The sequence below is a fragment of the Agarivorans sp. QJM3NY_29 genome, assembly GCF_050870835.2.
Taxonomy (GTDB): domain Bacteria; phylum Pseudomonadota; class Gammaproteobacteria; order Enterobacterales; family Celerinatantimonadaceae; genus Agarivorans.
Window position 1 is genome coordinate 3766524 of sequence record NZ_CP194036.2, and the last position, 25764, is coordinate 3792287.

The 25764-nt window shown below is 44.3% G+C and carries 21 protein-coding genes; 11 read left to right on the forward strand and 10 right to left on the reverse strand.

All coding sequences use genetic code 11. The features are described 5' to 3' along the window. The first annotated feature begins 45 nt into the window (after nucleotides 1–45). From ACRRS0_RS17145 to ACRRS0_RS17160, 4 genes are all read left to right on the forward strand, one after another. Nucleotides 46–1734, forward strand: a complete 1689-nt coding sequence (locus tag ACRRS0_RS17145) for an AMP-binding protein (protein WP_432452002.1) — start codon at nucleotides 46–48, stop codon at nucleotides 1732–1734. 135 nt (nucleotides 1735–1869) lie between these two features. Then, on the forward strand, nucleotides 1870–3123 hold the full coding sequence (gene icd, locus ACRRS0_RS17150; protein ID WP_432452001.1) for an NADP-dependent isocitrate dehydrogenase: 1254 nt from the start codon (nucleotides 1870–1872) through the stop codon (nucleotides 3121–3123). Nucleotides 3124–3457: 334 nt separating this feature from the next. Continuing rightward, on the forward strand, nucleotides 3458–4948 hold the full coding sequence (locus tag ACRRS0_RS17155) for an EAL domain-containing protein (RefSeq protein WP_432452000.1): 1491 nt from the start codon (nucleotides 3458–3460) through the stop codon (nucleotides 4946–4948). A 199-nt stretch (nucleotides 4949–5147) separates the two neighbouring features. Continuing rightward, nucleotides 5148–6662, forward strand: coding sequence for an EAL domain-containing protein (locus ACRRS0_RS17160; RefSeq protein WP_432451999.1), 1515 nt, complete (start codon nucleotides 5148–5150; stop codon nucleotides 6660–6662). A gap of 365 nt (nucleotides 6663–7027) precedes the next feature. Here ACRRS0_RS17160 and ACRRS0_RS17165 read toward each other — a convergent pair whose 3' ends face one another. Then, complete coding sequence (locus ACRRS0_RS17165) at nucleotides 7028–7588, reverse strand: hypothetical protein (RefSeq protein ID WP_432451998.1); 561 nt, start codon at nucleotides 7586–7588, stop codon at nucleotides 7028–7030. A 146-nt stretch (nucleotides 7589–7734) separates the two neighbouring features. Next, nucleotides 7735–8682: a LysR family transcriptional regulator gene (locus ACRRS0_RS17170; RefSeq protein ID WP_432451997.1), complete on the reverse strand. Its 948-nt coding sequence runs from the start codon at nucleotides 8680–8682 to the stop codon at nucleotides 7735–7737. A gap of 411 nt (nucleotides 8683–9093) precedes the next feature. Here ACRRS0_RS17170 and ACRRS0_RS17175 point away from each other — a divergent pair, with 411 nt between their 5' ends. Further along, nucleotides 9094–10866 carry a putative bifunctional diguanylate cyclase/phosphodiesterase gene (locus tag ACRRS0_RS17175; RefSeq protein ID WP_432451996.1) on the forward strand — a complete coding sequence of 591 codons (1773 nt, stop codon included), beginning with the start codon at nucleotides 9094–9096 and terminating at the stop codon, nucleotides 10864–10866. An 83-nt stretch (nucleotides 10867–10949) separates the two neighbouring features. Continuing rightward, a complete protein-coding gene (locus ACRRS0_RS17180; RefSeq protein WP_432451995.1) occupies nucleotides 10950–11807 on the forward strand; it encodes an alpha/beta hydrolase in 858 nt (285 codons plus the stop codon). Here the strand turns inward: ACRRS0_RS17180 and ACRRS0_RS17185 are convergent. From ACRRS0_RS17185 to ACRRS0_RS17195, 3 genes are all read right to left on the reverse strand, one after another. Then, the gene (locus tag ACRRS0_RS17185; RefSeq protein ID WP_432451994.1) at nucleotides 11800–14106 is read right to left on the reverse strand and encodes an FdhF/YdeP family oxidoreductase; all 2307 of its coding nucleotides are present in this window, start codon (nucleotides 14104–14106) and stop codon (nucleotides 11800–11802) included. The two genes, ACRRS0_RS17180 and ACRRS0_RS17185, sit on opposite strands and share 8 nt — an antisense overlap. 10 nt (nucleotides 14107–14116) lie before the next feature. Beyond that, entirely contained in the window at nucleotides 14117–15049 is a 933-nt protein-coding gene (locus tag ACRRS0_RS17190; protein ID WP_432451993.1) for a formate dehydrogenase accessory sulfurtransferase FdhD, read from the reverse strand. A 297-nt stretch (nucleotides 15050–15346) separates the two neighbouring features. Then, nucleotides 15347–16231 (reverse strand): endonuclease/exonuclease/phosphatase family protein, encoded by an 885-nt coding sequence (locus ACRRS0_RS17195; RefSeq protein WP_432451992.1) that lies wholly within the window; start codon nucleotides 16229–16231, stop codon nucleotides 15347–15349. 271 nt (nucleotides 16232–16502) lie between these two features. Between ACRRS0_RS17195 and ACRRS0_RS17200 the strand changes: the two genes are divergently transcribed. Next, nucleotides 16503–16781: a DUF3634 family protein gene (locus ACRRS0_RS17200; protein ID WP_432451991.1), complete on the forward strand. Its 279-nt coding sequence runs from the start codon at nucleotides 16503–16505 to the stop codon at nucleotides 16779–16781. A gap of 13 nt (nucleotides 16782–16794) precedes the next feature. On the opposite strand, the gene ACRRS0_RS17205 is transcribed toward ACRRS0_RS17200, so the two are convergent. Then, nucleotides 16795–17547 (reverse strand): substrate-binding periplasmic protein, encoded by a 753-nt coding sequence (locus ACRRS0_RS17205; RefSeq protein WP_432451990.1) that lies wholly within the window; start codon nucleotides 17545–17547, stop codon nucleotides 16795–16797. A gap of 435 nt (nucleotides 17548–17982) precedes the next feature. Between ACRRS0_RS17205 and ACRRS0_RS17210 the strand changes: the two genes are divergently transcribed. Continuing rightward, nucleotides 17983–18336, forward strand: a complete 354-nt coding sequence (locus ACRRS0_RS17210) for a DUF2750 domain-containing protein (RefSeq protein ID WP_432451989.1) — start codon at nucleotides 17983–17985, stop codon at nucleotides 18334–18336. Between the two features lie 233 nt (nucleotides 18337–18569). Here the strand turns inward: ACRRS0_RS17210 and ACRRS0_RS17215 are convergent, their stop codons facing one another. Next, on the reverse strand, nucleotides 18570–18743 hold the full coding sequence (locus tag ACRRS0_RS17215; RefSeq protein ID WP_432451988.1) for a PA3496 family putative envelope integrity protein: 174 nt from the start codon (nucleotides 18741–18743) through the stop codon (nucleotides 18570–18572). Between the two features lie 319 nt (nucleotides 18744–19062). On the opposite strand from ACRRS0_RS17215, the gene ACRRS0_RS17220 reads away from it, so the two are divergent. Further along, nucleotides 19063–20226, forward strand: a complete 1164-nt coding sequence (locus ACRRS0_RS17220) for an MFS transporter (RefSeq protein WP_432451987.1) — start codon at nucleotides 19063–19065, stop codon at nucleotides 20224–20226. 38 nt (nucleotides 20227–20264) lie between these two features. Here ACRRS0_RS17220 and puuE read toward each other — a convergent pair whose 3' ends face one another. Both puuE and ACRRS0_RS17230 read right to left on the reverse strand, forming a co-directional pair. Further along, nucleotides 20265–21197: an allantoinase PuuE gene (gene puuE, locus ACRRS0_RS17225; RefSeq protein WP_432451986.1), complete on the reverse strand. Its 933-nt coding sequence runs from the start codon at nucleotides 21195–21197 to the stop codon at nucleotides 20265–20267. Between the two features lie 116 nt (nucleotides 21198–21313). Continuing rightward, on the reverse strand, nucleotides 21314–21985 hold the full coding sequence (locus ACRRS0_RS17230) for a GntR family transcriptional regulator (RefSeq protein ID WP_432451985.1): 672 nt from the start codon (nucleotides 21983–21985) through the stop codon (nucleotides 21314–21316). Nucleotides 21986–22226: 241 nt separating this feature from the next. On the opposite strand from ACRRS0_RS17230, the gene ACRRS0_RS17235 reads away from it, so the two are divergent. Beyond that, nucleotides 22227–23684, forward strand: a complete 1458-nt coding sequence (locus ACRRS0_RS17235; protein WP_432451984.1) for an NCS1 family nucleobase:cation symporter-1 — start codon at nucleotides 22227–22229, stop codon at nucleotides 23682–23684. 218 nt (nucleotides 23685–23902) lie between these two features. After that, nucleotides 23903–24211 (forward strand): DUF1330 domain-containing protein, encoded by a 309-nt coding sequence (locus ACRRS0_RS17240; protein ID WP_432451983.1) that lies wholly within the window; start codon nucleotides 23903–23905, stop codon nucleotides 24209–24211. A 1-nt stretch (nucleotide 24212) separates the two neighbouring features. Here ACRRS0_RS17240 and ACRRS0_RS17245 read toward each other — a convergent pair whose 3' ends face one another. Further along, a complete protein-coding gene (locus ACRRS0_RS17245) occupies nucleotides 24213–25745 on the reverse strand; it encodes a methyl-accepting chemotaxis protein (protein ID WP_432451982.1) in 1533 nt (510 codons plus the stop codon). Nucleotides 25746–25764: the final 19 nt, after the last annotated feature.

The following is a 25764-nucleotide window of genomic DNA, read 5'->3' on the forward strand; positions in this document are numbered from 1 at the left end:
TTTGATCAAGCTGTCGCAATGCTAAACCGAGGGCGAGGATAGAAAATGAATTCAACAGAACAACCTTGGCTAAAAAGCTACCCAGAAGATGTTCCGGCAAGCATTGACACGGAACGCTTCCAAAATATTTTGGAATTATTTGACCATAGTGCCAAAAAATATGCTGAGCAGACCGCTTTTGTCAACATGGGGCACAAACTCAGCTACCAAGAACTCGATCAACAGTCTCTTGCCTTCGCCGCTTACCTGCAATATTTAGGCATGCAGCAGGGGGAGCGGATCGCGCTGATGATGCCTAACTTACTGCAATATCCTATCGCTTTATTTGGCGCTCTGCGGGCGGGTTTAGTGGTGGTCAATGTAAATCCACTTTATACCCCGCGCGAGCTAAAACATCAGCTACGTGATTCTGGCGCCACAGCAATCGTCGCGGTCACTAACTTTGGCAATAGTCTGCAACAGGTGATTAAGTCGACCCAGCTCAAGCATGTGATCCTCACCAGCATTGGCGATCAATTAGCACCGCATCGGCGAACACTGGTTAACTTTGTCGTGAAGTACGTTAAAAAAATGGTGCCTAAATACAATCTGCCTGGCGCAATTTCGATGCGTAGAGCACTCACCCAAGGCAAGAGCTTAGTTTACAAAAAACCTCATCTCACTGGCGATGACATCGCCTACTTACAATATACTGGCGGAACCACTGGCGTGGCTAAAGGCGCAATGCTCACCCATCACAATGTCGTCGCGAACGTGCTGCAAGTCTACTATCACTTTGGGCCTCGCACCCTCTATGATAAAGAGCACGCCGTGACGCCGCTGCCGCTATACCATATTTTTGCCAATACTGTGAGCATGATGTTTATTATGCATATTGGCGGAAATAACTTATTGATTACCAATCCCCGCGACCTCGACAGTTTTGTTCGCGACTTGCGTAATTACCCCTTCACCATGATTTTTGGCCTGAATACCCTATTTAATGCCTTGCTCAATCATGCCGGTTTTCGCCAACTGGATTTTTCGAAGGCTCGCTTTACCATCGGTGGCGGGATGGCTACCCAAAAGCATATCGCCGAACAATGGCAAGAACTCACCCAAATGCCGGTAATTGAAGGTTACGGTTTAACCGAATGTTCACCCGTTGTTGCAGCAGGAACCCACCAGCAGCAATCCTTCATTGCATCTATTGGGGTGCCGATGCCCAGCACGCAAATACGCATTGTCGATGAACAAGGACAAGAACTAGAAATGGGCGGTATTGGCGAATTGCAAATCAAGGGGCCGCAGGTGATGAAAGGCTATTGGAACCAACCCGAAGAAACTGCCGAAGTACTTAGTGACGATGGATGGATTAAATCCGGAGATATTGGCCGGATGGACGAAAGAGGGCATTTCTTCATCGAAGATCGTAAGAAAGACATGATTATTGTGTCTGGCTTTAATGTATTTCCGAGCGAAATTGAAGAAGTGGCCACCTTACACCCCTCGATCGTCGAAGCCGCAGCGATTGGCATTGCTGATGATATCACCGGAGAACAGATCAAATTGTTTGTGGTCTGTAAGGCGAGAGTCGGTCGCGAAGAGATTAAAAAGCACTGCCGTAAACACCTCACCGGTTACAAGATCCCCAAATTGATCGAGTACCGAACAGAGTTGCCTAAAAGCAATGTTGGTAAAATTTTGCGCCGGCAGCTGCGCCAAACTAAGCAAGCCCAAACAGAGCTGAACTGAGCCAAGGTTTGTCGCTTGCTTATTCAGTCCGTCATAAAAACCGCGACAAGTTCACTTCTCGCGGTGACGACAATTGCCCTTGAGCTTCGCCCCAAGTAGAGTAAACATTTGTTGTTACACTCAAAGGCCACTCGAATGGATTACCAACATATTATCGTTCCCGCTGGCGGAGAAAAAATAACCCTCGACCCACAGCATGGCTTGCAAGTACCCAATACTCCAATTATTGCCTATATCGAAGGCGACGGAATCGGAGTCGATATCACCCCTGTGATGCTTAAGGTGGTCGATGCCGCAGTGGCCAAGGCCTATGGAAAGCAACGTCAGATCATGTGGATGGAGGTATTCAATGGTGAAAAAGCTGCTGCCATGTACGACGGCGATTGGTTTCCACAAGAAACTCTCGGCGCGATTAGAGAACACCGAGTTGCCATAAAGGGGCCCCTCACAACCCCCATTGGCGGCGGTTTTCGTTCTCTAAACATTTCGCTTCGCCAAGAAATGGACCTATTCGTTAATATTCGCCCAATCCGCTGGTTTAAAGGCGTGCCCTCCCCACTCAAACATCCTGAACTAACCGATATGGTGGTTTTTAGAGAGAACTCCGAAGACATTTATAGCGGCATAGAGTGGAAGGCCGATAGTATTGATGCCGAGCGCATCATCGAATTTTTACAACAACAAATGGGCGTGACTAAGTTACGTTTTAGTGAACACTGCGGCATTGGCATTAAACATATTTCAGAGCAGGGCTCCAAGCGACTGATCCGCCACGCCATCCAATATGCCTTAGACCACCAGCGGCAATCGGTGACCCTGGTGCATAAAGGCAATATTATGAAGTTCACCGAAGGAGCCTTTAAAAACTGGGGATATGAATTAGCCGAACAAGAATTTGCTGCGCAAAGACATCCCAATGGCTATTGGTTAGAAATCCCGCGTGACGATGGACGAGCACCATTGGTACTAAAAGACGTGATTGCCGATAATATGTTTCAACAAGTCACCTTACATCCAGAGCACTATGATGTAATTGCCACCATGAACCAAAATGGCGATCTACTGGCCGATGCGCTAGCCGCCCATGTCGGCGGTATAGGCATCGCCCCTGGCGCTAATTTAAGTAGTGAAGTGGCCTTTTTCGAACCCACCCATGGCACGGTCCCACGTCTAGCGGGGCAAGATAAGGTTAATCCTTGCTCAATTATTCTATGCGCCCAAATGATGCTGAAACACATTGGTTGGACGGAAGCCGCACAACTGATTAGCCAAGGCGTAGAGGGGGCCATTGCGGCCCGCACCGTCACCTACGACTTTGCCCGAATGATTGAGCAAGCCAGCGAAGTCAGTTGTTCTGAATTCGGCGTGGCAGTGATCAAACATATGTAAAATATCAAGGGATAAAGGCATTTACCTTCTGACAGTTTGGGGAGTCGTCCGACTGGAGGTCTTGAATACTGGTACTCTCAACGATGTCTAAAAGTGACCCATCGCACAAAGTATTACTTATTCCAAAACCACCTTTGTTGCCCACGATAGTAAACTGGACTTCGTCCTTTATGACCCAAGATGCTGTTCAAGCGCGAATACAGATACATGAGCAATTGAGCAAGCACTCAAAACTGATAATTAATTAACTTAAGAGTGAATATTTATGTCAACATAGTAAATTTATAATACAAAATTAATAATCTTCACTATGCAATTATCAAGCTATATTCACATGAGAAGCTTTATTTGGAGTTCAAACCTAATTGGACTCGCTTTCATCTGTATATTTGCGTATCAAGACATCGAAGACAAAGCGAGCACGCACTCCGCATCGGTCTACCGACAACTCAATTCAATGATGAGTGAGGTAAAAGACTTATATAGCACTTCATTTAAAGATATCCATTTACCCGAAGACTGCCCTCTGTTTACCCAGCAGGCAACCAATACCATACTCAACAGCTCGGTGGTGAGAAGTGTTAGCTGGGTGTATCAGAAAACATTACTCTGCAGTAGCTTACCCAATTATCAAAGCGTGTCACTTTCCCCCAAATACAGTGCGGCCCAACATCAACAGATATTTTTTGTTCCGCAGACCATCTTTAGTGTTAATTCTCAGATTGCAGAAAAAGGGGTGGTACTGATAACGATCTCGGTATCAAACGAGCACTATATTTATTTTGGCATACACCCTCAGCATCTCATGGGGTTGTTAGAAAATGTTGAAGCAAACTTTAATAGTTACTTAAAGCTAGGAGATTACATTTTTAGTCGTTCATCTATCAGCCAAGTCCAAATGTTCAAAAAACTGGCTAAGCCACGTTATAGCAATGACTTGTTTCAGGTCTATTATCAATATTCGTTAAAAACTTATCTGCAATACCTCTTCAACAAATTCGGCATACTCATGGCACTATGGCTCATTATCAGCACTGTTGGAGCAAGAGCAGTTTATAACTATATCGACACCTTCAATTGGCTAAGTTTTAGTATTTCACGAGCCATAAAAAATAAGCACTTTACCGCTTATCTACAGCCCGTATTTGATGCCTCTGGCCTGCCAATTGGCGGTGAAGTGCTAGTGCGCTGGCAACATCCAAATAAAGGACTGATTTTGCCGAGTGACTTTGTTGGCGTCGCAGAACAAACAGGGCAAATCAGTGCCATTAGTAGTCAATTATTTCAACAAGTGAGTATCGCCTTAAACAATATTCCCGAGGTCAATCGTAAGCCCTTACATATCGCCTTCAACATCTGTCCGATCCAATTAACCGAGCCCGTTTTTTTTACCGATTGCCAGCACTTTATCGAAAACTTTGCCAAATATGGCTATGTTTTGATCGTTGAACTCACGGAACGTGAAGAACTCCCCAATGGCGATGAGTATCTTGTCGCGATCGAACGATTGAAATCAATCGGCGTGAAAATGGCCCTCGATGATTTTGGTACTGGTCATTGTTCTCTCAAATATCTACATCAAATCGACACTGATTATTTAAAAATTGACCGGAGTTTTGTGCAAGCGATCCACGATGCCCACAAAATAGAGTTACTAGAAAATATTATCGACCTCGCTCAACGCCTAAAAGTGCAAACGATTGCCGAAGGTATAGAACAACAGTGTGAGCTCGATTTTCTGCTCAGTCGAGGGGTAAACTATTATCAAGGCCACTACTTTGATGGACCGCTCGCGCTCGCAGCGTTTATCCAAAAATATGGTTAATTGATCAAGGTAAACGGTTTTTTGCTACCTTATGCTACGTAATAATAATTTTGCGAGATCTTACAATTATTTTACAGTGTGACCGATCAGCGATACGAACAGATAAGAACGGCGACATCATCGACAATAAATTAACTTGCATATCATCGTTTATATCAACATAGTATGTAAAAAAGATAAAGCGCCGCACATCGTCACTATGCAATTATCGACCTATATCAGTAGCAGAACCTTTATTTGGATTTCGAACTTTTTTGGACTCGCTTTCATCTGCCTGTTAGCCTACCAAAATGTTGAGAATGAAGGGATGGCCCACTCCGCCGCCATCTACCAACAACTCAATTCAATGACCAAAGATATGAATAACTTTTATGAGTATTCATTTAAAGATATGCAAATGCCCAAGGATTGCCCGCTGTTTAAGGCTCGAGCAGAAAATGCGGTATTAAGTAGCTCCAATATAAGAAGTATCAGTTGGGTAAATCAACGACAAATACAATGCAGCACACTACCCAACTATCAAGATATTAAGCTCTCGAACAATAATCATGCTGCGCAATCAAAACGGATGTTTTTTGTCCCTTCAACTATCTTTGACGTCTATGATCAAGAGCAAGAAAAAGGCGTGGTACTAATTGCCATCCCAGTTTCCGGTAGCAACTTTATCGATTTTGGAATACACCCACAACATATCAAAGAAATACTGGAGAATGTGGAAGGCAACTTCAATAGCTATTTAAGGATCAACGATTACATTTTTAGTCATACCAGCGTCGTCAAGGTAGAGGACTTCAATACGCTACCTCAAGCCAGTTATGGCAATGACTTATTTCAAGTGTACTACCAGTACTCCCTAAAAACTTATGTACACTACGTGTTCAACAAATTTGGTCTTATGATAGCGCTATGGCTGGTCATTTGTAATATAGGTGCAAGGGCGGTTTATAAATATATCGATGCCTTTAATTGGCTTTCTTTTAGTATCGCTAGAGCGATTTGTTATAAACAGTTTACGGCTTATCTTCAACCAGTGATTGATGCCTCTGGAAAGCTGAATGGCGCAGAGGTATTGGTGCGTTGGCAGCATCCTACCAAGGGGCTAATATTGCCCGCAGACTTTGTCTCTATCGCCGAAAAAAGTGGTCAAATTAGTGCCATTAGCTCACTATTATTTGAACAAGTGACTACCGCTCTGATCAACATTCCAGTCGCCAACCGTAAGCCCTTACATATCGCATTCAACATCTGCCCTGTGCAATTAACAGAACCCGCATTTTTTGTGGAGTGCGAACGTTTCATCAAGAACTTCGCCGAAGATGGACACACGCTCATCATTGAGATCACCGAGCGTGAAGAACTCCCCAATGACATGCTGTATTTCACCGCGATTGATAAACTAAAGTTAATCGGCGTAAAAATTGCCCTCGATGATTTTGGCACGGGGCACTGTTCATTAAAGTATTTACATCAAATCGACACCGACTACTTAAAAATAGACAGGAGCTTTGTACAAGCAATTCATGATACTCATAAAATCAAATTGCTGGAAAATATTATCGATCTGGCCCAACGTCTGAAAGTACAAACCATCGCCGAAGGTATTGAGCAGCAGAGTGAACTGGATTATCTACTCAGTCGTGGTGTTAATGCTTATCAAGGTTACTATTTTGACAAACCGCTACCACTCGTAGAATTTATGAAAAAATATACTTAGAATATGCTCAATGAAGAATAGCTCATCAAAGGCATGTAGCGCATACATATATATGCACTCACCGCTGTTTTACAGTTGAAGTGCGCTCAATCACCACAAATATGCCCTTCCTATAAGCGCTTCGCTGACACCGCCGGTTAAGCTTGTGTGTTATTTTTCAGCCATTTGGTGAAGATTAGATTGGCACCCGCAACCGTCTTCGCTATATCGTTCTCGGCAAAGAAGATAATAAAGCTGTAAAAATAGTCAATTGCGGTGTCCGAAGAATTCAATTCAAGGCTTTTACGTTTTTATCTGCGTCGCTCACAAGAGGACCTCTCGGCTTACCGCAATAAAAAACGTGCACTCGGCAAAATTCAACAGCCCTATGCATGGCTCACTAAAGACCTTTCCGAAAAAGTAGCTTGCTGACGAGCTTGTGCAATACAGGCCACATTATCTAATGGAGGTAATACCTCAACTTGCACATCACTCAGATTCATTAACTGCTGAGCACGCTTAAACAATGCTTCCATCAGAACAGCCTCTAATGGCTTGCTCGTACTTAAGGACAATACCCATCCACGCTGGTGAGCAATCATCGCGGTCAATAGCGCATCAAAAATACAACTTGGGATCGCACAGCTGTGTTGATCCAGTACCGCCTTACTACTACCGCGACTAATATTAATTGCCGTGGACATCGTTAAACTTTGCTGACACCGAGAGAGGTGTTCATCACAGCTCATCTCCTGACTATTTTGATTTAAGCGTCGATAGCGAGGGCCAAATTCGTCGACCAAAATGGCTAAGGCTTCAAGAAAGTCATCCACGGCCCCCCCCTCATGACTTGAGAGTTGTTGTTCGACAAACACAAGTAACGACCCGTCAATAAAAAGCTCATCTCGATGTTGGTAACCTTGAGTGCTGTGGGGTGATATATTCATGGTTAACTTCCTTATACTAATCATTATTCTGTTGTGTTGAATCAAGCGCCGCTCAACCAAGCTTCACCTTTAAGGTAACGTCCATACACAACTAAATAAAATTTTACTTTTCAATATAAGGTATAGATTTTATGAATAGTAATCGCTCAACGGTCAACCACAGTACTCGCAAAGGTCGATAACGAACGCCGCAACCATTGATGCGCCTTCGAATGTTGCAGCAAAGGACTCCAAATCATCTTAATTTCTATGGGGACAATTTGAAATGGGACTCGAACCAATCGTAACTGAGGATCATCTTTGTATAACATGGCCTGACGGCGAGGCAGTGTCGCAATCAGCTTAGGTTGCCTCAACAGCCAGGATGTGAGGCCATAGTGACGGGTATAAACTCGAATATTGCGCGTTTTATCCAGTTGCGCGAGCGCTTCATCAACCCACGAAAATTGCTGCCCTCCTCTATTGTTCACAAGCGAAGTTTCCGCTCCCCAACCCGTTTGGTTTACCCAGATGTGCTCTGCCGTCAAATAGCTGTCTAGATCGAGCGCCTGCGCATAAGGATGCTCCTGATGTACTAAACAGCAAAAGTTGTCACGCCAAATACTCGATTGATGAAAAGTCTTCGGTAAACTGGTAAAGCGGTTCAAGGCTAAATCAATGTGGCCCTTTTCCATATCGGCCAGTCCAATATCACCCGGTCCATACAAGTCGAAACTAAGATTAGGCGCGCACTCTAACAAACTTTGAATAAATGGTGCTAACAAGGCTGCCTCAATATAATCGTTACACATTACACGAAACGTAAGCCGACTTTGTGCGGGCGAGAAGTCTTTATCTGGTTGAGTTATTTTTTCCGCCAGACTCAATAAACTCACGATCTCAGGTTTCAATTTGGTCGCTTTTTCGGTGGGACTCATCCCTTCTGCAGTACGCACCAGCAAAGGATCATCGAACAGCTCACGCAAACGCTTTAAAGCATTACTCATGGTAGGTTGAGTCAAAGCAAGCTTATTCGCCGCACGAGAGACGTTACGCTCTTCTAATAGCACATTTAAATACACCAAAAGATTCAGATCGACCTTCTTGATATTCATTTTGCATATGCCTTTTAAAAAAACCATTAGTGATTTCTATTATTAACGGCGACAAAGCTTAGAGTAAAGCGATGATTGCTAGCTTTCACACATTAGGTCTATGCTTTGTTTGAACACCAAAAGCGTCATTTAATCATCAGCGAGTAAAGCTTCTAGATTAAAGGCCGATAAGCAACAGCACGCTAAAACTTATCCGTCTACCTGACGATCCGTTTTGATTAAATAACAACCTAAAGGTAAACAACCATCAATCAGGACCAACTCATCGCTCATAGCCAACGAGATGCGGCTAATTTACTCTATGACAACGCTTTTTCGGGAGTATTGATTTCAATAATTGCCTCCTGCATACTCGTGTTCGCCTTTAATATCCCCCAAATTGAATCGTTTAAACATGCTTGGTGGCTACTCATGAGCAGTTTGTTATTGTTGCGTTTAATCGATTTATGGTGGTGGAAACGTCACCAGCAAAGCACCAAACTCGATGAAGTAAAAGCGATTCAACGCTTTATTATCGGTGCCAATCTAACCGCTTTAATGTGGTCGACCTATATTGTGTATGTGATCACCAGTAAATACAGCTCAGATCTCGATCTAAGTACACATATGATTATCGTTGCCGCAATGGCTGGCGGCTCGGCCACGACTCTGGCTGGACATAAATATACCGCCATGTTTTATGCGTCGAGCACGGTTGCGTTTCCAGCCTTAGCGCTGTTGCTCTCAGGTCAGTACGAGCGACAGGTCTTGGGCATGTTAGGTATTATTTGCAGCTTAGCGATGTTAGTCGTTGCCAAACGCAATGCAGCATTCACTCAGCAAGCAATTATGCTAAAAAACCAAAATGTCACCTTAGTCCAACAGATGGAAAAAAAAGTAGAACAACGCACACGGACTATTTACCAGTTGTCAAATCTAGACCCACTCACGGGTCTATTTAATCGCTCCGCATTTTTACAGCATTTAGCACAACAACTTCAACAAAGTGCCCAAGCCAAGCAACACCTTGCGCTGCTATTTATTGACCTAGATGGCTTCAAAAAAATTAACGATGCCATCGGTCACGACACCGGAGATCAGGTGCTGACCAATACCGCGACTCGATTAAAACAACTAGCCACCAACCAACAATTACTTTGTCGTTGGGGCGGCGATGAATTTCTATTGGCACTAGAAAATAGCGACCATCAACCCGCCATTGCATTAGCAAATAAGGTGATACAAACACTCTCAGAGGCCTATAGCTTTGAAAATAATCGTTTATCGGTGGGCGCTACGGTGGGGATCGCGTTTTATCCTGAACATGCCCAAGATGAACACAGTCTTATCCGTTTAGCCGATACAGCGATGTATGCGCAAAAAAAACTAAGTCCTTCTACAGTGGGCCTATTTTCGCAACAATTAGAGCAGAAAATTCACCGAGAATTACGCCTGAAAGATGGACTGAGTCAGGCCATCGATAAACAACAATTCAGTTTAGTGTATCAGCCTATTTTACGCTCTTCCGATAAACAAATAGTATCCTTCGAAGCGCTAATCCGCTGGCAATTTAATGGTGAATGGATTTCACCCGATGAATTCATTAGTATTGCCGAGCAATATGGATTAATTAGAAAAATAGGCGTCTGGGTGTTAAATTCAGCCTGCCAAGAAGCCGCTCTTTGGCCCGCCCAACAGCAATTCGCGGTGTGTGTGAACGTATCAGTCATACAACTTCAAGATCAGGACTTTATTGAGATTGTTGAGCACGCATTAAGTGCGAGTCAACTACACCCTGAACAACTACATATCGAGATGACCGAATCAGTGTTCACCTCCGATATTGTGCTGCTCTCGCAGCAAATTAAAGATCTACAAGATAAGGGAATAAAGGTTTCTATCGATGATTTTGGTACGGGTTATTCTTCATTATCAATAATGCAAGACTTAGCGGTTAATACCGTGAAAATTGACCGCTCATTTGTCAGTCGTATGGAAACCAATGGCTATGCCATCATTAAAGCCGTGATGCATATTGCCAAGTCCCTGAACCACAGCGTGGTTGCCGAAGGCATAGAAACCGAACGGCAAATGAATCAATTAACCGAGTTAGGAGTTGATTACTTGCAAGGCTATTACTTCGCAAAACCCTTGCCTGCCGAACAAGTTAGACAACTGATAGAACCATCCAAGCTAAATCACTGAGCCTGGCACCCAATTAAAGCTCAATAAAACCAACTGATCCTTTAATGATAAGCCTCCGTAAATGTTATAAACGGAGGAATGCGATGCGCCTTATATTTATCAGCTTGTTATTTATAAGTCTTAGCGGCTGCTCAAACAAACTTTTCTTTTCCCCTTCAAAACCGGACACCATCAATCCAGAAGTTCGTTGGATGAAGTCTCGTTCCGGTAACGATATCGCCTATCTGTGGCTTCCTCGCAGTCAACAGCTTGAACCTGCAGGCATCATCGCCCACTTTCATGGCAACAGTGGGCACATGGAACAAACCAAAGAAAAAGTTGATTGGTTAATCGAACACGGCTACGACGTCATGGTTTTTGATTACTCTGGTTTCGGCCACTCTAGTGGTCAAGTCAGTGACCAAGCTGCCTATTTAGACGCGCTTAGTATATTAGATTACTTTGAGCAGCTTGCGCTCCAGTCGCAACAAGCCAGCTTTATTATTGCGACTTCCACCGGCGGTAATATTTTGATGAGAGCCTTAGCTGATAACCCAATTCAAATCGACGGTATGATTATCGATTCATCCTTTAGTAGCTATGTTGAAGAAACCAAATACATCCTAAATAAAGGTAAGTTAAGTCAGCTTTATGCTTGGCTGGCAGGTTGGTTAATGCGGGATGACTACGCCAGTGCTGAGTCACTGTCTCGGCTCCCAGGACTCAACTCGCTGGTGATTCATTGTGCTTCAGATCAAGTGGTCCCTATCGAAGCTGGAGAAACGATTTACCAGCAACTTAAAGGCAACAAGGATTTTTGGCGGCTCGAGTCCTGCGCGCATGCGCGAGCCCTGACCCGTGACCATCCCGAACATCAGCAACGAATCATCCGCTGGCTAGCAACCTCGCGAGAAAGCGACACGGCAACGCTAGACCAACAATTTGCCAACAATCTCAACTAAGCGCAATCGCAATCTCCGAGTCGGCCGACGTAGTCAACACCACTGCCACGGATTTAGAGGTGGGCGTGTCACTCAGGTCACCCTTGCTCATTAGGGGAACAAGCGGATTTGCCTCTGGAAAATAAGCAGCAACATTCCCTTGTGGAATATCATATGCGATCAGTTTAAAACCCTTCACCTTGCGTTCAATATTATCGGCCCAGAGGGTTTCAATATTAACCAAAGCTCCTTCTTTAAAGCCAAGTTCAGCGATATCGAGCGGGTTAATAAATAATACCTCTCGCTCATCGTAGATCCCCCGATAACGGTCTGCAAAACCATAAATAGTGGTATTGTATTGATCATGAGAACGCAAAGTTTGTAACACAAAAATACGATTATCACTCAAGGCTCGCACTTCAGCACTAATAATATTTTCGGGGAGTGAATGACAGGTGATTTGAGCTCGATTAGTCGCGGTGTTCCAAATTCGTCGACGCGCGCTATTACCTAAATAGAAACCACCAGGTTGCTGTAGGTTCTGATTAAAACGTTCAAAACCAGGAATCGTTTGCTCAATGAGATCCCGGATCCGATCATAGTCTTCCACCAGCGACAACCAATCAACTGGCGAAGCCCCAAAGGCCGCATTGGCAATACCAGCAATAATCGCTGGCTCAGAGCGCATATGTTCACGACTTTCATCAATTAATCCAGCAGAAGCATGAACCATTGAAAAGGAGTCTTCAACCGTCACTCGCTGTGGACCTGCGAGTTGCTCATCGACATCTGTGCGACCTAAGCAAGGTAAAATGAGAGACTGTTGACCAGGGGTAACATGAGTACGATTGAGTTTGGTGGCGATGCTCACCGTGAGCTCACAGTTGGCCAAGGCTTGAGTACTTAATGCCGTATCAGGCGCGGCAGCAACAAGGTTTCCACCGAGTCCAATAAAGACCTTACTTTTCCCTTTGAGCATCGCCGTTAAAGCCTGCACTACATTGTGCCCCGGTTTCTTTGGTGGCGTAAAGCCAAACACCTGCTCAATGCTTTCAAGAAAGGCGCTGCTGGGACGTTCATTAATGCCCATCGTTCGATCGCCTTGCACATTCGAGTGACCACGTACTGGACACAGACCTGCACCATCTTTACCAATCTGACCAAATAAGAGTTGCAGGTTGGTTAATTCATGGATGGTGGCTACTGAATGTTTGTGTTGAGTAATTCCCATGGCCCATGCAATGATCACTCGGTCTGACTGATGATAAATATCTGCAGCCGATTCAATTTGGGCTTGGCTGAGCCCCGATTGCTCAACAATCTTCTGCCAAGAAGTCTGTTCGACTTCAATCAAGTAACTTTCTAAACCTTGAGTATGTTGCTTAATAAAATTCAAATCGAATACGCTATCGCCGTGCAGCAGGGCCTGCTGATGACGCGCCAACAACACCTTAACTATCCCCCGAACCGCTGCCATATCACCACCTAACTTAGGAGTGAAATAATGACTGGTAGTTGGACTTGAGCCGCCGCTAAGCATTTCTGCTGGTTTTTGAGGATTGGCAAAACGCTCCAATCCACGCTCTTTTAAATTATTAAAGGCTACCACCTTGGCACCACGATGCGTTGCGTGAGCCAGTGTTTCGAGCATTCGCGGGTGATTGGTTCCAGGATTCTGACCAAACAAAAAAATGGCATCAGCCATCTCAAAATCTTCAATGGTCACAGTGCCCTTACCAGTGCCAATACTGCTACTAAGCGCATAACCACTAGCTTCGTGACACATATTTGAACAATCAGGGAAATTATTTGTGCCCAAACGACGGCCGAACAGCTGATATAAAAATGCCGCTTCATTACTCGCTCGTCCAGAGGTATATAGCTCGGCTTGATTAGGGGTTTCCAAGCGATGCAAATGCTTTGCAATCAATTGAAAAGCCTCATCCCAAGCAATCGCTTGGTAGTGACCACTCTGCGAGTTATAAACCACGGGTTCCGCTAAACGACCTTGATATTCCAAAAAGTAATCACTCTGCTTGGCAAGCCAAGCCACCGAATGCTCAGCAAAAAATTGGGCATTCACGCGACGCGACGAAGCCTCCCAATTCACCGCTTTAGCACCATTCTCACAGAAACGAAAAGTGGCCCGGTTGCCCTTTTCTCCCCAAGCACAACCGGGACAATCAAAGCCATGGTCTTGATTGGTCTTTAACAAGGTTTTTAAATTTTTGGCTACATTTTCACTTTTAACAAGATGTTTTGCCGTACTCGCTAAGGCAGCCCAGCCTCCCGCCGCCCCCGTATAAGGTTTATGACTCATCAATATTCACCTACTTATATTTAATCCGCCAAGGCGCGTGATACACGTTAAACTGCTTTGTTTTGGTAAAACCAATTAAACTAATATTAAACTGCCGTGCCACCGCTAAGGCTAGACTCGATGGTGCCCCTACCGCGACCACCACTGGAATATTAGCGCGTACTACTTTTTGCATTAACTCAAAACTCACCCGACCACTTAACACTAAAACCGAGCGCTCGGAATAACAGTCCTGTAATAACAACTGCCCCAACACTTTATCGACGGCATTATGTCGACCGATATCTTCTTCTACAATTAACCACTGCTGATCCGCGAAATACCCCGCACCATGCACAGCTCCTGTTTGAGGATAAAGCGTTTGTAAACCTTGTAGCTGACTAGGCAGTTGATAAAGCAACTGCTCATCGAGCCATTCAGCGCGACAATCGATGCTCGCTTGATGACTTAATGCCAGAGCTTGAACACTACTTTTACCACATAAGCCACAACTGGAATAGCTGGCAAAGTTACGCTGCAAAATAGACCAATCAGGCACCAAGCCTTTAACTAGCTGCACTTCTATATGATTGGTTTGGTTTAGCGTGGCGTCCGCTTCGCTCACAAACTGTAGCGCCTCGATCTCGTCAAGACGACTAATAATGTTTTGACTAAACAATAAACCGATGACAAGCGCTAAATCATCACCGGGCGTGCGCATCGTTAAGCTCAGTTGTCTTGTTTGATAACATTGTTGCTTCGGGCAATAAGATGTCAAATTCAGCAGCAGAGGCTCTTCGATAGCGATTAAATCGGGACATAAAATCGGCTCAGCTTCGCGAGTATCATTAAAGCGCATCAGCGAAACATCACCAAGCCCGTGCTCTAAAATAGTGCTGTGGGATAATTGCTCGGGCATTGCAGAAAGGCAAGCCCACTGAGAACGGCGTTTAGGCTTTAACATAGATTACCTGCTGTAAGATACGAGTCCGAGCGAACACTCTCGACTGCTACACTAGGGCCTGTTGAATTTGAGTATCGATCTTCTCTTCCAGATAAAAACAAGCGCCAAAGCTCGACGACCACTAATCTACAGGTTAATCAAAAGCCTAGGCCAAGGCTAGTGCTTTTATCAACATTACATCAAGTTATGAACTAGTTAACAACTTATGAATCAGTAAGATAACCAAGTCCTTACTCACAGCTTTAAACAAACACCATAACCGCGGCTCTGCTTGCGCTTCACAAGCTTATTGGTTCACTATTTTCTTGGCCTAAGTTCAAGCATCACCGCTGCATGATCACTGGCTTGACTGTCGATGGAAAAATCGGCGTGAGTGAGATGACGATCAAAGCATTGATAGCGCACAACTTCGGCCATTTGTTGCTGATAATCTGGGGCAAACTCTGCCGACAACAAAATATAATCAAGTACACTGCCTTGCCCTCCCCAGTAATGAGTGGCAGGCCGCAAGTCGGTCTGCAGACTTAAAGCAAAACCATCATGCAAACGCCAAGTATTTTCCACTCCTACATTATGAGGCTGGGGACAATCAAAAATATGCGCTAGCGCTCCCGCCGACAAGTCATCATTAAAGTCTCCCATGATGATCACAGGCTCAACTTTATGGCGACGACAAGCAACAATATCTTGTAGCAATAAACGAACTTCTTTTGCCCGCAAATTATCTGCCTTCCAGCGCCCAAGATACTCATCAATATCACTAATGGGCTCAGGTAAGTCATCTAACATCGGTCGTTTAGATTTTAGATGTAGCACGTAACATTTAACCCAGGCAATCCCTGGCAGCTTTATTCTCGCCACTAGCGGCTGTCGACTAAATTGCTCAGATCTTGCACTTTGATACAAACTCACTTGCCGCAAAGGATACTTACTGGCCAAAGCTAAGCCGGGTTTACGATAAACATAACTTGTCTCATCTAAAACGCTAGCAGTCGCCAGGAAATAGGGATAGCCTAATTGCTGACACTGCAGCGCGAGCGCCTCTGCGCTAAATACCTCTTGAAAAGCCATCACATCGGGCTGAGCTTGATGAATCAAGCCCATTAACCACGCTTGCTTTTGCTGCCACTGCTGGCTATCGAGGATATTATCAAACTCGTAGGCAGCATAAGGCGGCGCCACATAGTTCAATAAATTGAGACTTAAAATTTTGATACAGATTCCTTAGTGCTTGGTGTTGCCTATTGCCACCGAGCCTGCTGAGCGCCCCTTCATCACGAACGTCCTATAAGCTTAAATAGCTTTGAGACTAAAAGTAAGTACAAACTTCAAATCAAAATAAAAGGTTCCCCTCACAACCGCTATGGATAGACTACAGATACCTAAGTGGCCACTGGCAATATAGTTTTGTTATGATAAGAAGCAATATCGGTAAATCAGAAAGTGGGGATAGATGTTAAAAGCAATCAGTGCAGCATTTGTCATAAAAATCGATGGGATCCGAGTTGAGGTGACAAAAGGCCGAGTGCCCGAGTACTTTATTCGTGAAATAAAACTACTTCAAGGCAATAGCGGCGCCATCAACGGTAAACTCTATGGCATGCGCCGAGGACGACAAATAAATTTAGAGTGTTCATCTTCGATCCCGGACAACATCTTACAACGCCTGCGTAATGTATGGCGCCCCAATCCGGACCCAAGCAATAATAATCAAGGTCGGCTGCGCCACTAATCAATCCGCTAAATCACTCCAGACTTGGCTCATCATCAATCGGCGTGGCGATATTACGAGATTGATAAAAATCATCGATCACCTGCCTAATTTCACCGGAATCGGTTAAACCTTGCAATAACGCGTCTAATTGCTCCCTTTCTACATACAAACTTGAGCGCTTAGAAATAGCAATATACACCGGCGTATCATTCCCCCCCTGAAAGCTGGCAAGTTTAAAGCGCCCCTTCCAAACCTTGCCATTAAGAGCAAAATGTCGACCGACTTCACCAACAATACAAGCATCCAGCCGCTTACGATATAACAGTTCTAAGCAAGCACTATTGTCATTTAAACTCACCTTAGTCATTTTGCTATCATGATCAAAAGGTTCGAAATAACGGGCACCTAACTTAACCCCAACTCTCAAGGCATACAGGTCCTTATAGCGAGCTAAAGGTAGTAATTCCTGCTTTCGCAAGACAAAGAAATGGCGAGAAGAATCTAGATAAGGGGGCTTCAAAAAATAAAGTGATTTCTCTCGGTCCTTGGTTTTATGCAGACCAGCACTAATATCAATACTTCCCAGCTCTAAGCTTCGCAAACGGCGAGCGAAGGGAAGGTAATGATTCACACTAGTCACACCCGATGCTTTTATAAACATGTCCATAATCGCTTGGCTTAAAATATATTGCTTATTTGAACGGCCAACCTGCCAACTTGACTGAGCAGCATGAGTCTTATTTGCCACCGTTAGCAATAAAACGACCCAGATTACCTTCCGCATGACTGAATGATGTTCCTTTGCATATAAAGAAAGCCAGTGAGTCACTACTATTAGTGACAAGCCCGCACGAAGTCAATCCTGTAATATATAAATTCGCTATATCGAGCTAACAAAATGGATTTTGCTACTCAAATTTCGATAACCTAATCTCGCTAGATTATATTTCAGCCAGCAGTAAACCCCTCCTATCCGGCTAAACACACAAAATCTCCAACCCTTAAACGAGTCCAAATTAGGCAGAATATTTAATAAGCATCAGAAATATCCCTTACCGTAAAAGTATTCCGCTCAAAACATCGGCCAAAACGCCCACCAGCTAGCTTGCTTGTTAACTGGGATGGTATTGCGACTTCGACAGCAAAATATATATAGATAATGGTTGCCTAAAATCACGCAATCGACGACGATCTACAATCAATAATTTGGGAGCAATAAATGTCTACTTCAGAAAACAACCTATCAGACTTTAGCAAGGCCGTGATTAAAGCTGGCGAGCTTTGGGTACTTAGTGCCGACGACGAGTTTGTAGTCGTTGATTCCATTAATTATGAAAATACCGACGTGATGCCATTGTTTTCAACGGCGGCCAAGGCTCAAGCCCTATGCCTTGATGATTGGAGTGAATACCAGGTTGTTTCCATCAATTTAGAAGAGTTTTTTGAACAATGGTTGCCAAACTTAGACGAAGACAAAGTCTTAGTGGCCATCGATCTCGATGAAAATTTAGTTGGCGAAGAAATCGAAGCCTTTCATTTAGCCAAACAGTTAGCAGCAGATGACGCAAAATGACCGCCAAATAAAGGCGCCCCAGAGATGACTAAAACGCCACTTAACAGTGGCGTTTTTTATGCTGTGGCGTAGGCCTTTCAAGCCAACTGGCAATCTAAAATCAATGATTGCCAGAGACGTACACAGCTAACGCTCACTCAGCAGCCCAAGCGACGCTATCTTAAAGCATCCTCTTGAGTTTAATTGGATGCACTTTCGCCGCCCACAAGCCAAGCTAAGCTGATCATGCAACTTTACGAAAAGTCGACAAAATCTGCGATATAGTTATCTAGCTGCTTTTTCTCGTTATATTCATCGATACGTCGGCGAACCCGAACATCACTTTTGGCTTTCTTGTTCTGCTTTGAATACTGAGCCTTATCTTCTAAGTCCCATTCATCTATATCATCAAACTGTGAGTATTTCATGACTCTTCAACCCAATTAAACATCTAATAATATCGGCACCTAACTTTACTAAGCGCCAGCGACTCGCCACGACGAGTACTAAAAATGTGCAATAAAACCGGCCATCGGTCAATACAAATTAAAATTGAAACAAAGCGACAGAAACGCACATAAAGATAACAAAAACAATCAGTTATTGATTTACCAAGAAAATAAGGCCCATCAATTTATCTTAATCGTGACGACAAATAAGCTTTGTTTTACCTACTAAGTGATCGCTGGCATCATCGCGCCAATTTCCAACAAACCGACTGATCTTTAACCCTTCTGGTATACGCTGATGCTACATTCAAATTCCCTCAACTCGCACGCTTCCGGACTGCTTTCCCCCTTAGCTGGCCTCGGTTTATTTGCGATAGCGACTGGCTACCTAATGAGCCTTTTACCGCTGGCTTTAAGTTATTTCGAGCTCGACAAATCATTAAGTCCTTGGCTTGCCAGTGCGTTTTACTCCGGGCTGCTACTCGGCGCGCTAAAAATACAAGTAGTGATTAATACACTGGGGCATCGACGGGCACTTATCCTATTCTTCAGCGGGATTCTGGTAACGGTTTTATTAATGCCACTCCTTTCGTACTCAAGCGTATGGTTAATCCTTAGAGGTATCGCTGGCGCAGCCACCGCAGGCGTATTTGTGGTGATAGAGTCTTGGTTATTGCTGGTCGATGATGACAAACAGCGCGCGAAGCGTCTTGGCTTATATATGGTGACACTCTATGCAGGCAACGCCTTCGGTCAACTACTTATTGAACACTTAGGCAGCCAAGGTCATCTCCCTTTTGTTTGTATTATCAGCCTACTCAGCTTGGCGATATTGGCGCCGATATTGAGCCGCAGCACAACACCACAAGTGACTCGACACCAGTCCTTGTCACTCAAAGCCATTGGCCAGTTAAGTACACCGGCAGTAATCGGCTGCCTAGTCTCAGGCTTAATTTTGGGCCCCATCTATGGGCTGATGCCAAGCTTTCTTAACGATAATGATTTATGGCAAAACCAACTCGGTCAACTGATGGCGACGCTGATTTTAGGTGGTATGTTAATCCAGCCTTTAGCTAGTTATCTATCGGCTCGATTCAGCAAGACTCTGCTTCAGGCTTTATTTTGTTTGATGGGGTTTGCAGCCGCCATTGCAATAACCTTGGCTAACTCTTTGCTGAGCCTTGGCCTCAGTCTATTTGCTTTGGGAGCCGCTGCATTTTCGCTTTACCCCGTGGCTATTTGTCAGGCGAGTCTTCAGGCTAAAGCCGAACATATTGTCGCCATTACCGAACTCATGTTACTCAGTTATAGCATTGGTTCGATCATTGGGCCGCTCATCGCTGGACTCGGAGAAACAACTATTGCTCGCTTACCGCTCTATTTAGCCGCAACTTTTGCCAGCACCTGCATCTATATGCTAATCGTGGCTGCTAAAAATACAGCTATCGCGAGGGCCATTTAGCGAGCAGCTGATTTAACTTAGCTTCAAAAACTTAAGCGCTAAGCTAACTCAGGAGGATGGTTGGCAATCCAATGTTCGGCGATTTGCTGACGAGTTGCCACCCAAACCTGCTGATGTCCTTGCACATAATCCAAAAATTTCTTAAGCGCTTGGAAACGTCCAGGTTTACCAATAATTCGACAATGTAAGCCTATCGACATCATTTTTGGGGCGCTATCACCTTCCGCATACAGACAATCGAAACTATCTTTTAAGTATTGGAAAAACTCTTCACCATGACTAAACCCATAAGGTGAAGCAAACCGCATATCGTTGGTATCTAGCGTATAAGGCACGATAAGATGAGGCTTGGAGCCTTGCTCACAGGGCTGCGATACCCAAAATGGCAAATCATCACCATAATAATCCGAGTCGTAAATGATATCTTGATGCTCGGCTAACAGCGCCCGAGTATTGGGAGAGTCTCGCCCTGTATACCAACCATTGACCGGCTTACCGGTTAATTGTTGCATCAAACTTAAGGCTTGTTGCATTTGCTCGCGCTCTTGCTCAAGGGGCATATGCTGGTAGTGGATCCATTTTAAGCCATGGCAAACAATGTCATGTTCCGCAGCAACAAGCGCCTTGGTCACATCGGGATTGCGCTGTAATGCTGTCGCAATAGCAAAAATAGTTAAGGGTAAATCACGCTGTTTAAATTCATTCAAAACTCGCCATACACCTGCTCTAGAACCATATTCGTACATCGATTCCATACTCATATGCCGAGCATTATAAGCTTCCGCACCAGCTATCTCGGATAAAAATGTTTCCGAATGAGGATCTCCATGCAATACACAGTTCTCGCCCCCCTCTTCAAAATTTAATACAAATTGCACTGCGATTTTTGCGCCTTTAGGCCAATTGGCGTGAGGCGGCTGACCAGCATAACCGCGCATATCCCTTAACGGAAATCCTTGCTGTTGACTCATGTTGATTCCTTTTTAATCCAACCATTATTGAAATAACCTCGGGCATATTCACTCAAGGCTAAGCCATACTTAAGTACTCAAACCCAACGGCCCATCCGAAGCACCATTAGCCAAACTTAAACCTCTGGAGAAAACAAGCGGTCAAAGTCTATCGACTGTTGGGGACGGGGCTCCAAACAAAGACTTTGCCGAATCATCTCCAGATGTTGAGTCATCCACGCCATCGCTTGCGCACTATCCTGCTGTTCCAATAAGCGGAGCAATTCAGAATGATTCCCACAATTGCAGCCAACGCTATGCTTTGATCCATAAACCGCAATAATTAACGAAGAACGATAGACCAGTTGTTGCACAAATTGACTCAAACTACGATTGTGAGTAATTCGGGAAAGTTCGATATGAAAATAAGCCGTTTGCAACACCAATTGGGCAAAATCACCTTTTTGTTTGGCCTGCCCTTCTTTGATGATAATGGCGCTTAAATTCTGTTGATGTAAGCGATTAAAATTAGCCATCACCATCGGTAACAACTGAGGTTCAATGAGACCTCGACTGTCAAAAATCTCCTGCGCTTCAGCAATACTCGGGCGCTTAACTTGCGCCCCTTTATTTGGCTCCAGACTCACCAAATGCTCCACCGCTAACTGCTGTAATACCTTACGGATCGCAGTACGACTCACCTTAAACGAGTCGGCTAACTTATCTTCGGGAAGGCGAGCACCAGGTTCAAGCTTTTGGGCGACAATCGCCGACACAATTTGATTATGTATTTTTTCGTATGGGATCATCGAAGCCACTATTACCAATCGTATACAATCAGACTAATCCAATTTTTTATTGGATAGCAATCACTATTTGCGCTTAATAATAAATTCGATGATGACTGCACTAGTCCAGCTCAAGCTTGCACCAAAACAGCTCGCTAAAATGATAAGCAAGGTTTAATTTTTAGTAATTATTGAATTTAACGACTGCTATAAGTTGGCATACAACTTGTACCTTCAATTGTATACAAAATGGAGGACCATTATGCCTACAGTGGCAACTAAGTTTAAAGAAAGCGCCCGGCTCATTAACCCCGACCTAGCCCCTACCCAACAAAAACAATGGGGTTGGTATAGTATCTTTGCGTTTTGGATGTCCGATGTTCACTCAGTTGGCGGCTACGTTTTTGCGGCTAGCCTGTTCGCCTTGGGGCTCGCCAGTTGGCAGGTATTCTGCTGTTTGATTGCCGGGATCATGATTGTGTTATATTTTGCAAACTTAATGGGCAAACCAGGACAAAAGGCTGGCGTACCATTTCCAGTGGTTTGTCGCATGTCTTTTGGGGTGTTGGGAGCCAATATACCTGCCGTAATCCGCGGATTGATTGCAGTGGTTTGGTACGGCATACAAACCTTTCTCGCCTCCAGTGTATTTATCGTTTTAGTATTGTACTTTAAGCCTGAATACCAAGTTTATACCCAGGGGGGGATTTTGGGCTTATCCCCGCTGGGCTGGTTTGGCTTCCTGTTTATGTGGGTGGTTCAAGCTTTAGTCTTCATGTTTGGCATGGGCGCAATTAAAAAGCTCATTGACTGGTCGGGACCCGCCATTTATCTTGCAATGGCATTATTGACCGCCTTTATGGTCTACAAGGCTGGTTGGTCAAACATCGATTTAAATCTAAGCGAGCAACGCCTTAACGGCTGGCAAGCCCTCAACCAGATGCTGGTTGCCACAGCTCTCGTGGCCGGCTATTTCGCAGGACCAAGCTTAAATTTCAGTGATTTTTCCCGTTACTGCAAATCTTACAAAGAGTTGAAAATAGGTAATATTTTAGGTTTACCCCTCAACTTTATTCTGTTCTCATTTTTCAGTGTAATTATCGTGGCAACTTCAATTCCGGTGTTTGGAGAAATGATTACCGATCCAATCGAAACCGTGAGCCGTCTCAATTCAGGACTGGTGATTATCTTAGGCGCTCTCACCTTTATTCTCGCCACTGTTGGCATCAATATTGTGGCTAACTTCGTCGCGCCCGCGTTTGATTTTTCAAATGTAGCCCCCAATAAAATTAGTTTTAAAACGGGGGGATTTTTGGCCGCTTTTGGCTCTGTACTGATCACGCCTTGGAATTTATTCAACAACCCCGAGATGATCCACTATACGGTGGATATCTTAGCGGCCATGATCGGTCCGATCTACGGGATTGTCATCGTTGACTATTTTAAAGTAAAACAGCAACAAATCGACCTAGTGTCTCTCTATACCTTAGATCCTAAAGGTCGCTACTGGTATCAAAGTGGTATCAATCCAAAGGCGCTATATGCCTTGATTCCGGCAACATTCGCCGCCTTAATCTCTTCCTTTATTATTATCGAAATGGCGAACTTCGCACTATTCATTGGTGGTATTTTCGCCTCAGTTATCTATTACGGTCTAATGAAACCAGAATGGCAAAGCAGCAGCCATAAACCACAATATGCATCGCTTGATGAAGTCTAAGCACAAACCAAGCGTTATTCGTCAGTCCCCAGCCAATCCTTGGCTGGGTCTTACATTTTCCTCAAATGAAGTGCGAACACTAAGCCCAAATTTGGGTTCAGCCATAGTGAATCCAGTTCACACAAATAAAAGCTTTAGGCAGCCTATTCAACTGGCTTAGCATAAGTTGTCAATACAGACTACAGTTAAGCACTTACCCTGCTGGCTCGGATGAAACCATGGCTGCTTATTTAATTGGTCAAATAAAAGTTAAAGATCCTCAACGATGGAAGCGCTATGTAGCGGGCGTGGATATCAGCCTAGAACCATTTAAAGCCAAGCTACTCATGCGTGGAGAACAACATCAAGTGCTCGCCGGCAACAACAGTTTCGAGTTCGCGGTGGTGATTAAGTTTGAACAAGTCACAGAGCTAGAGCGCTGGTTTCAATCAGAAGCTTATCAGGCACTCATCCCCCTACGAGAACAGGCTGCCGATGTCTCAATTATTAGCTATAAAAGCAGCGACACCGAACCACAAGCGGAGTAATTTAAGCAAACATATCCGATAGAGATGCAATATCGTCTGACTTTTTCGCTAGATCATTGCTACTCGCCTTTAGCTCTTTTGCATGCTGTTTGGTTTCTTGGCTTAATTGGCTGATTTTTGAAACATTTTCAGAAATATTAGCGCTAACAACAGACTGCTGTTCAGCGGCCACCGAAATTGATGTAGAAATATCACACACTTCGTTCATCATGTTTGAGATATCAGCGACTAACTGTGAGCTTAAGTTAGCCGTATTTAAACACTGCTCTGCTTGCTCTCGGCTCGACTTCATTCGAGCCCCCCAACTTGCCAAACTCAGCTGCATTTTTTCCACCGATGTTTCGATTAACCCCGTCGCTTCGTGAGTTCGCGTTGACAACGCTCTAACCTCATCAGCCACCACCGAAAATCCTCGCCCCATCTCACCGGCCCTTGCCGCTTCAATCGCTGCATTTAAGGCGAGTAGATTCGTTTGATCCGCAATACCCTGAATTTCGCCCATAACCCGAGCAATCTCCTCAGCATCATGTGTAAGCTCATTGGCTAAGTTTTCCGCCTGAGTTACATCCTGTGAAAGAGCTTGTACTTGTTCAGTGGTTTGACTCATATTGGATTGCGTTTGCAGACAATGATTCTGTGTTTCAGTGATTTTGTCATTGGCGGTCACGGTAGAATGACTAATCTCAGCGGCGGTCATCGACATTTGATGAATGGCTGCTGATAACTGTTCCAACTCCTGCGTTTCAACATCCACACTATGACTGGTCGTTAAAGAGATAGAAGCTAACTCTTTAGATAATAACTGCAAACGTTTGGTCGAATCAGCGGTTCTACCCAAAATCGTTTTAATTCTCGCTTCCAATAACCCGATATGAAAACGAGCGATATCGAAGGGTTTCGCGCCTTCATAAATGTAACGGCTAGGACTGTCAAAAGATGCTTTAAGTTCGTTTATCTGATTCGGGAGCTTCACCAAAACATCAAAGTTAATGGCAACTAACAATATCAATAGTAATGCTAAAAAACCAGCGGCAGCCATTCCCCATTCACTTACCGCACCGATGAAAGCAAACAGTAATACCAGCATTGTGGCTCCAATACGCATATTGGAACCTCGCCATACAGACTCAATGGCTTTTCCCTGATTTAACTTGTTATAGATCAGCTGGGCACGCTGTTTCAACTCTGGTTTAGCCGAAACCCGAACGGATTGGTAGCCAACATGACGCCCCCCTTCATAAAGTGGAGTCACATAAGCATCGACCCAATAATAACGACCATCCTTACAACGATTTTTCACCATTCCGCGCCACGCCTGACCTGCCTTCAGCTTAAGCCACAAATCAGCAAAAGCGGCTTTAGGCATATCGGGATGGCGTACAATATTATGATGTTGTCCCATCAGCTCATCTAAGGAATAACCTGCCACTTCACAAAAATCATCATTAGCGTAAGTAATATCCCCTTGTAAATCAGTCGTTGAAACGAGCTGCTGGCTGGTACTAAACAAGACTTCTTCATCAGTAATTTTCATTATTGAATTGCCAATAATC

Bases quoted from the DNA above. Each gene is read 5' to 3' on its own strand.
- ACRRS0_RS17235 (WP_432451984.1), top strand. From the start codon at position 22,227: ATGCCTACAGTGGCAACTAAGTTTAAAGAAAGCGCCCGGCTCATTAAC.
- ACRRS0_RS17185 (WP_432451994.1), bottom strand. From the start codon at position 14,106: ATGAGTCATAAACCTTATACGGGGGCGGCGGGAGGCTGGGCTGCCTTA.
- icd (WP_432452001.1), top strand. From the start codon at position 1,870: ATGGATTACCAACATATTATCGTTCCCGCTGGCGGAGAAAAAATAACC.
- ACRRS0_RS17145 (WP_432452002.1), top strand. From the start codon at position 46: ATGAATTCAACAGAACAACCTTGGCTAAAAAGCTACCCAGAAGATGTT.
- ACRRS0_RS17200 (WP_432451991.1), top strand. From the start codon at position 16,503: ATGTTAAAAGCAATCAGTGCAGCATTTGTCATAAAAATCGATGGGATC.
- ACRRS0_RS17190 (WP_432451993.1), bottom strand. From the start codon at position 15,049: ATGTTAAAGCCTAAACGCCGTTCTCAGTGGGCTTGCCTTTCTGCAATG.
- ACRRS0_RS17165 (WP_432451998.1), bottom strand. From the start codon at position 7,588: ATGAATATATCACCCCACAGCACTCAAGGTTACCAACATCGAGATGAG.
- ACRRS0_RS17160 (WP_432451999.1), top strand. From the start codon at position 5,148: ATGCAATTATCGACCTATATCAGTAGCAGAACCTTTATTTGGATTTCG.
- ACRRS0_RS17180 (WP_432451995.1), top strand. From the start codon at position 10,950: ATGCGCCTTATATTTATCAGCTTGTTATTTATAAGTCTTAGCGGCTGC.
- ACRRS0_RS17215 (WP_432451988.1), bottom strand. From the start codon at position 18,743: ATGAAATACTCACAGTTTGATGATATAGATGAATGGGACTTAGAAGAT.
- ACRRS0_RS17240 (WP_432451983.1), top strand. From the start codon at position 23,903: ATGGCTGCTTATTTAATTGGTCAAATAAAAGTTAAAGATCCTCAACGA.
- ACRRS0_RS17220 (WP_432451987.1), top strand. From the start codon at position 19,063: ATGCTACATTCAAATTCCCTCAACTCGCACGCTTCCGGACTGCTTTCC.
- ACRRS0_RS17175 (WP_432451996.1), top strand. From the start codon at position 9,094: ATGAGCAGTTTGTTATTGTTGCGTTTAATCGATTTATGGTGGTGGAAA.
- ACRRS0_RS17155 (WP_432452000.1), top strand. From the start codon at position 3,458: ATGAGAAGCTTTATTTGGAGTTCAAACCTAATTGGACTCGCTTTCATC.
- ACRRS0_RS17230 (WP_432451985.1), bottom strand. From the start codon at position 21,985: ATGATCCCATACGAAAAAATACATAATCAAATTGTGTCGGCGATTGTC.
- puuE (WP_432451986.1), bottom strand. From the start codon at position 21,197: ATGAGTCAACAGCAAGGATTTCCGTTAAGGGATATGCGCGGTTATGCT.
- ACRRS0_RS17170 (WP_432451997.1), bottom strand. From the start codon at position 8,682: ATGAATATCAAGAAGGTCGATCTGAATCTTTTGGTGTATTTAAATGTG.
- ACRRS0_RS17210 (WP_432451989.1), top strand. From the start codon at position 17,983: ATGTCTACTTCAGAAAACAACCTATCAGACTTTAGCAAGGCCGTGATT.
- ACRRS0_RS17245 (WP_432451982.1), bottom strand. From the start codon at position 25,745: ATGAAAATTACTGATGAAGAAGTCTTGTTTAGTACCAGCCAGCAGCTC.
- ACRRS0_RS17205 (WP_432451990.1), bottom strand. From the start codon at position 17,547: ATGCGGAAGGTAATCTGGGTCGTTTTATTGCTAACGGTGGCAAATAAG.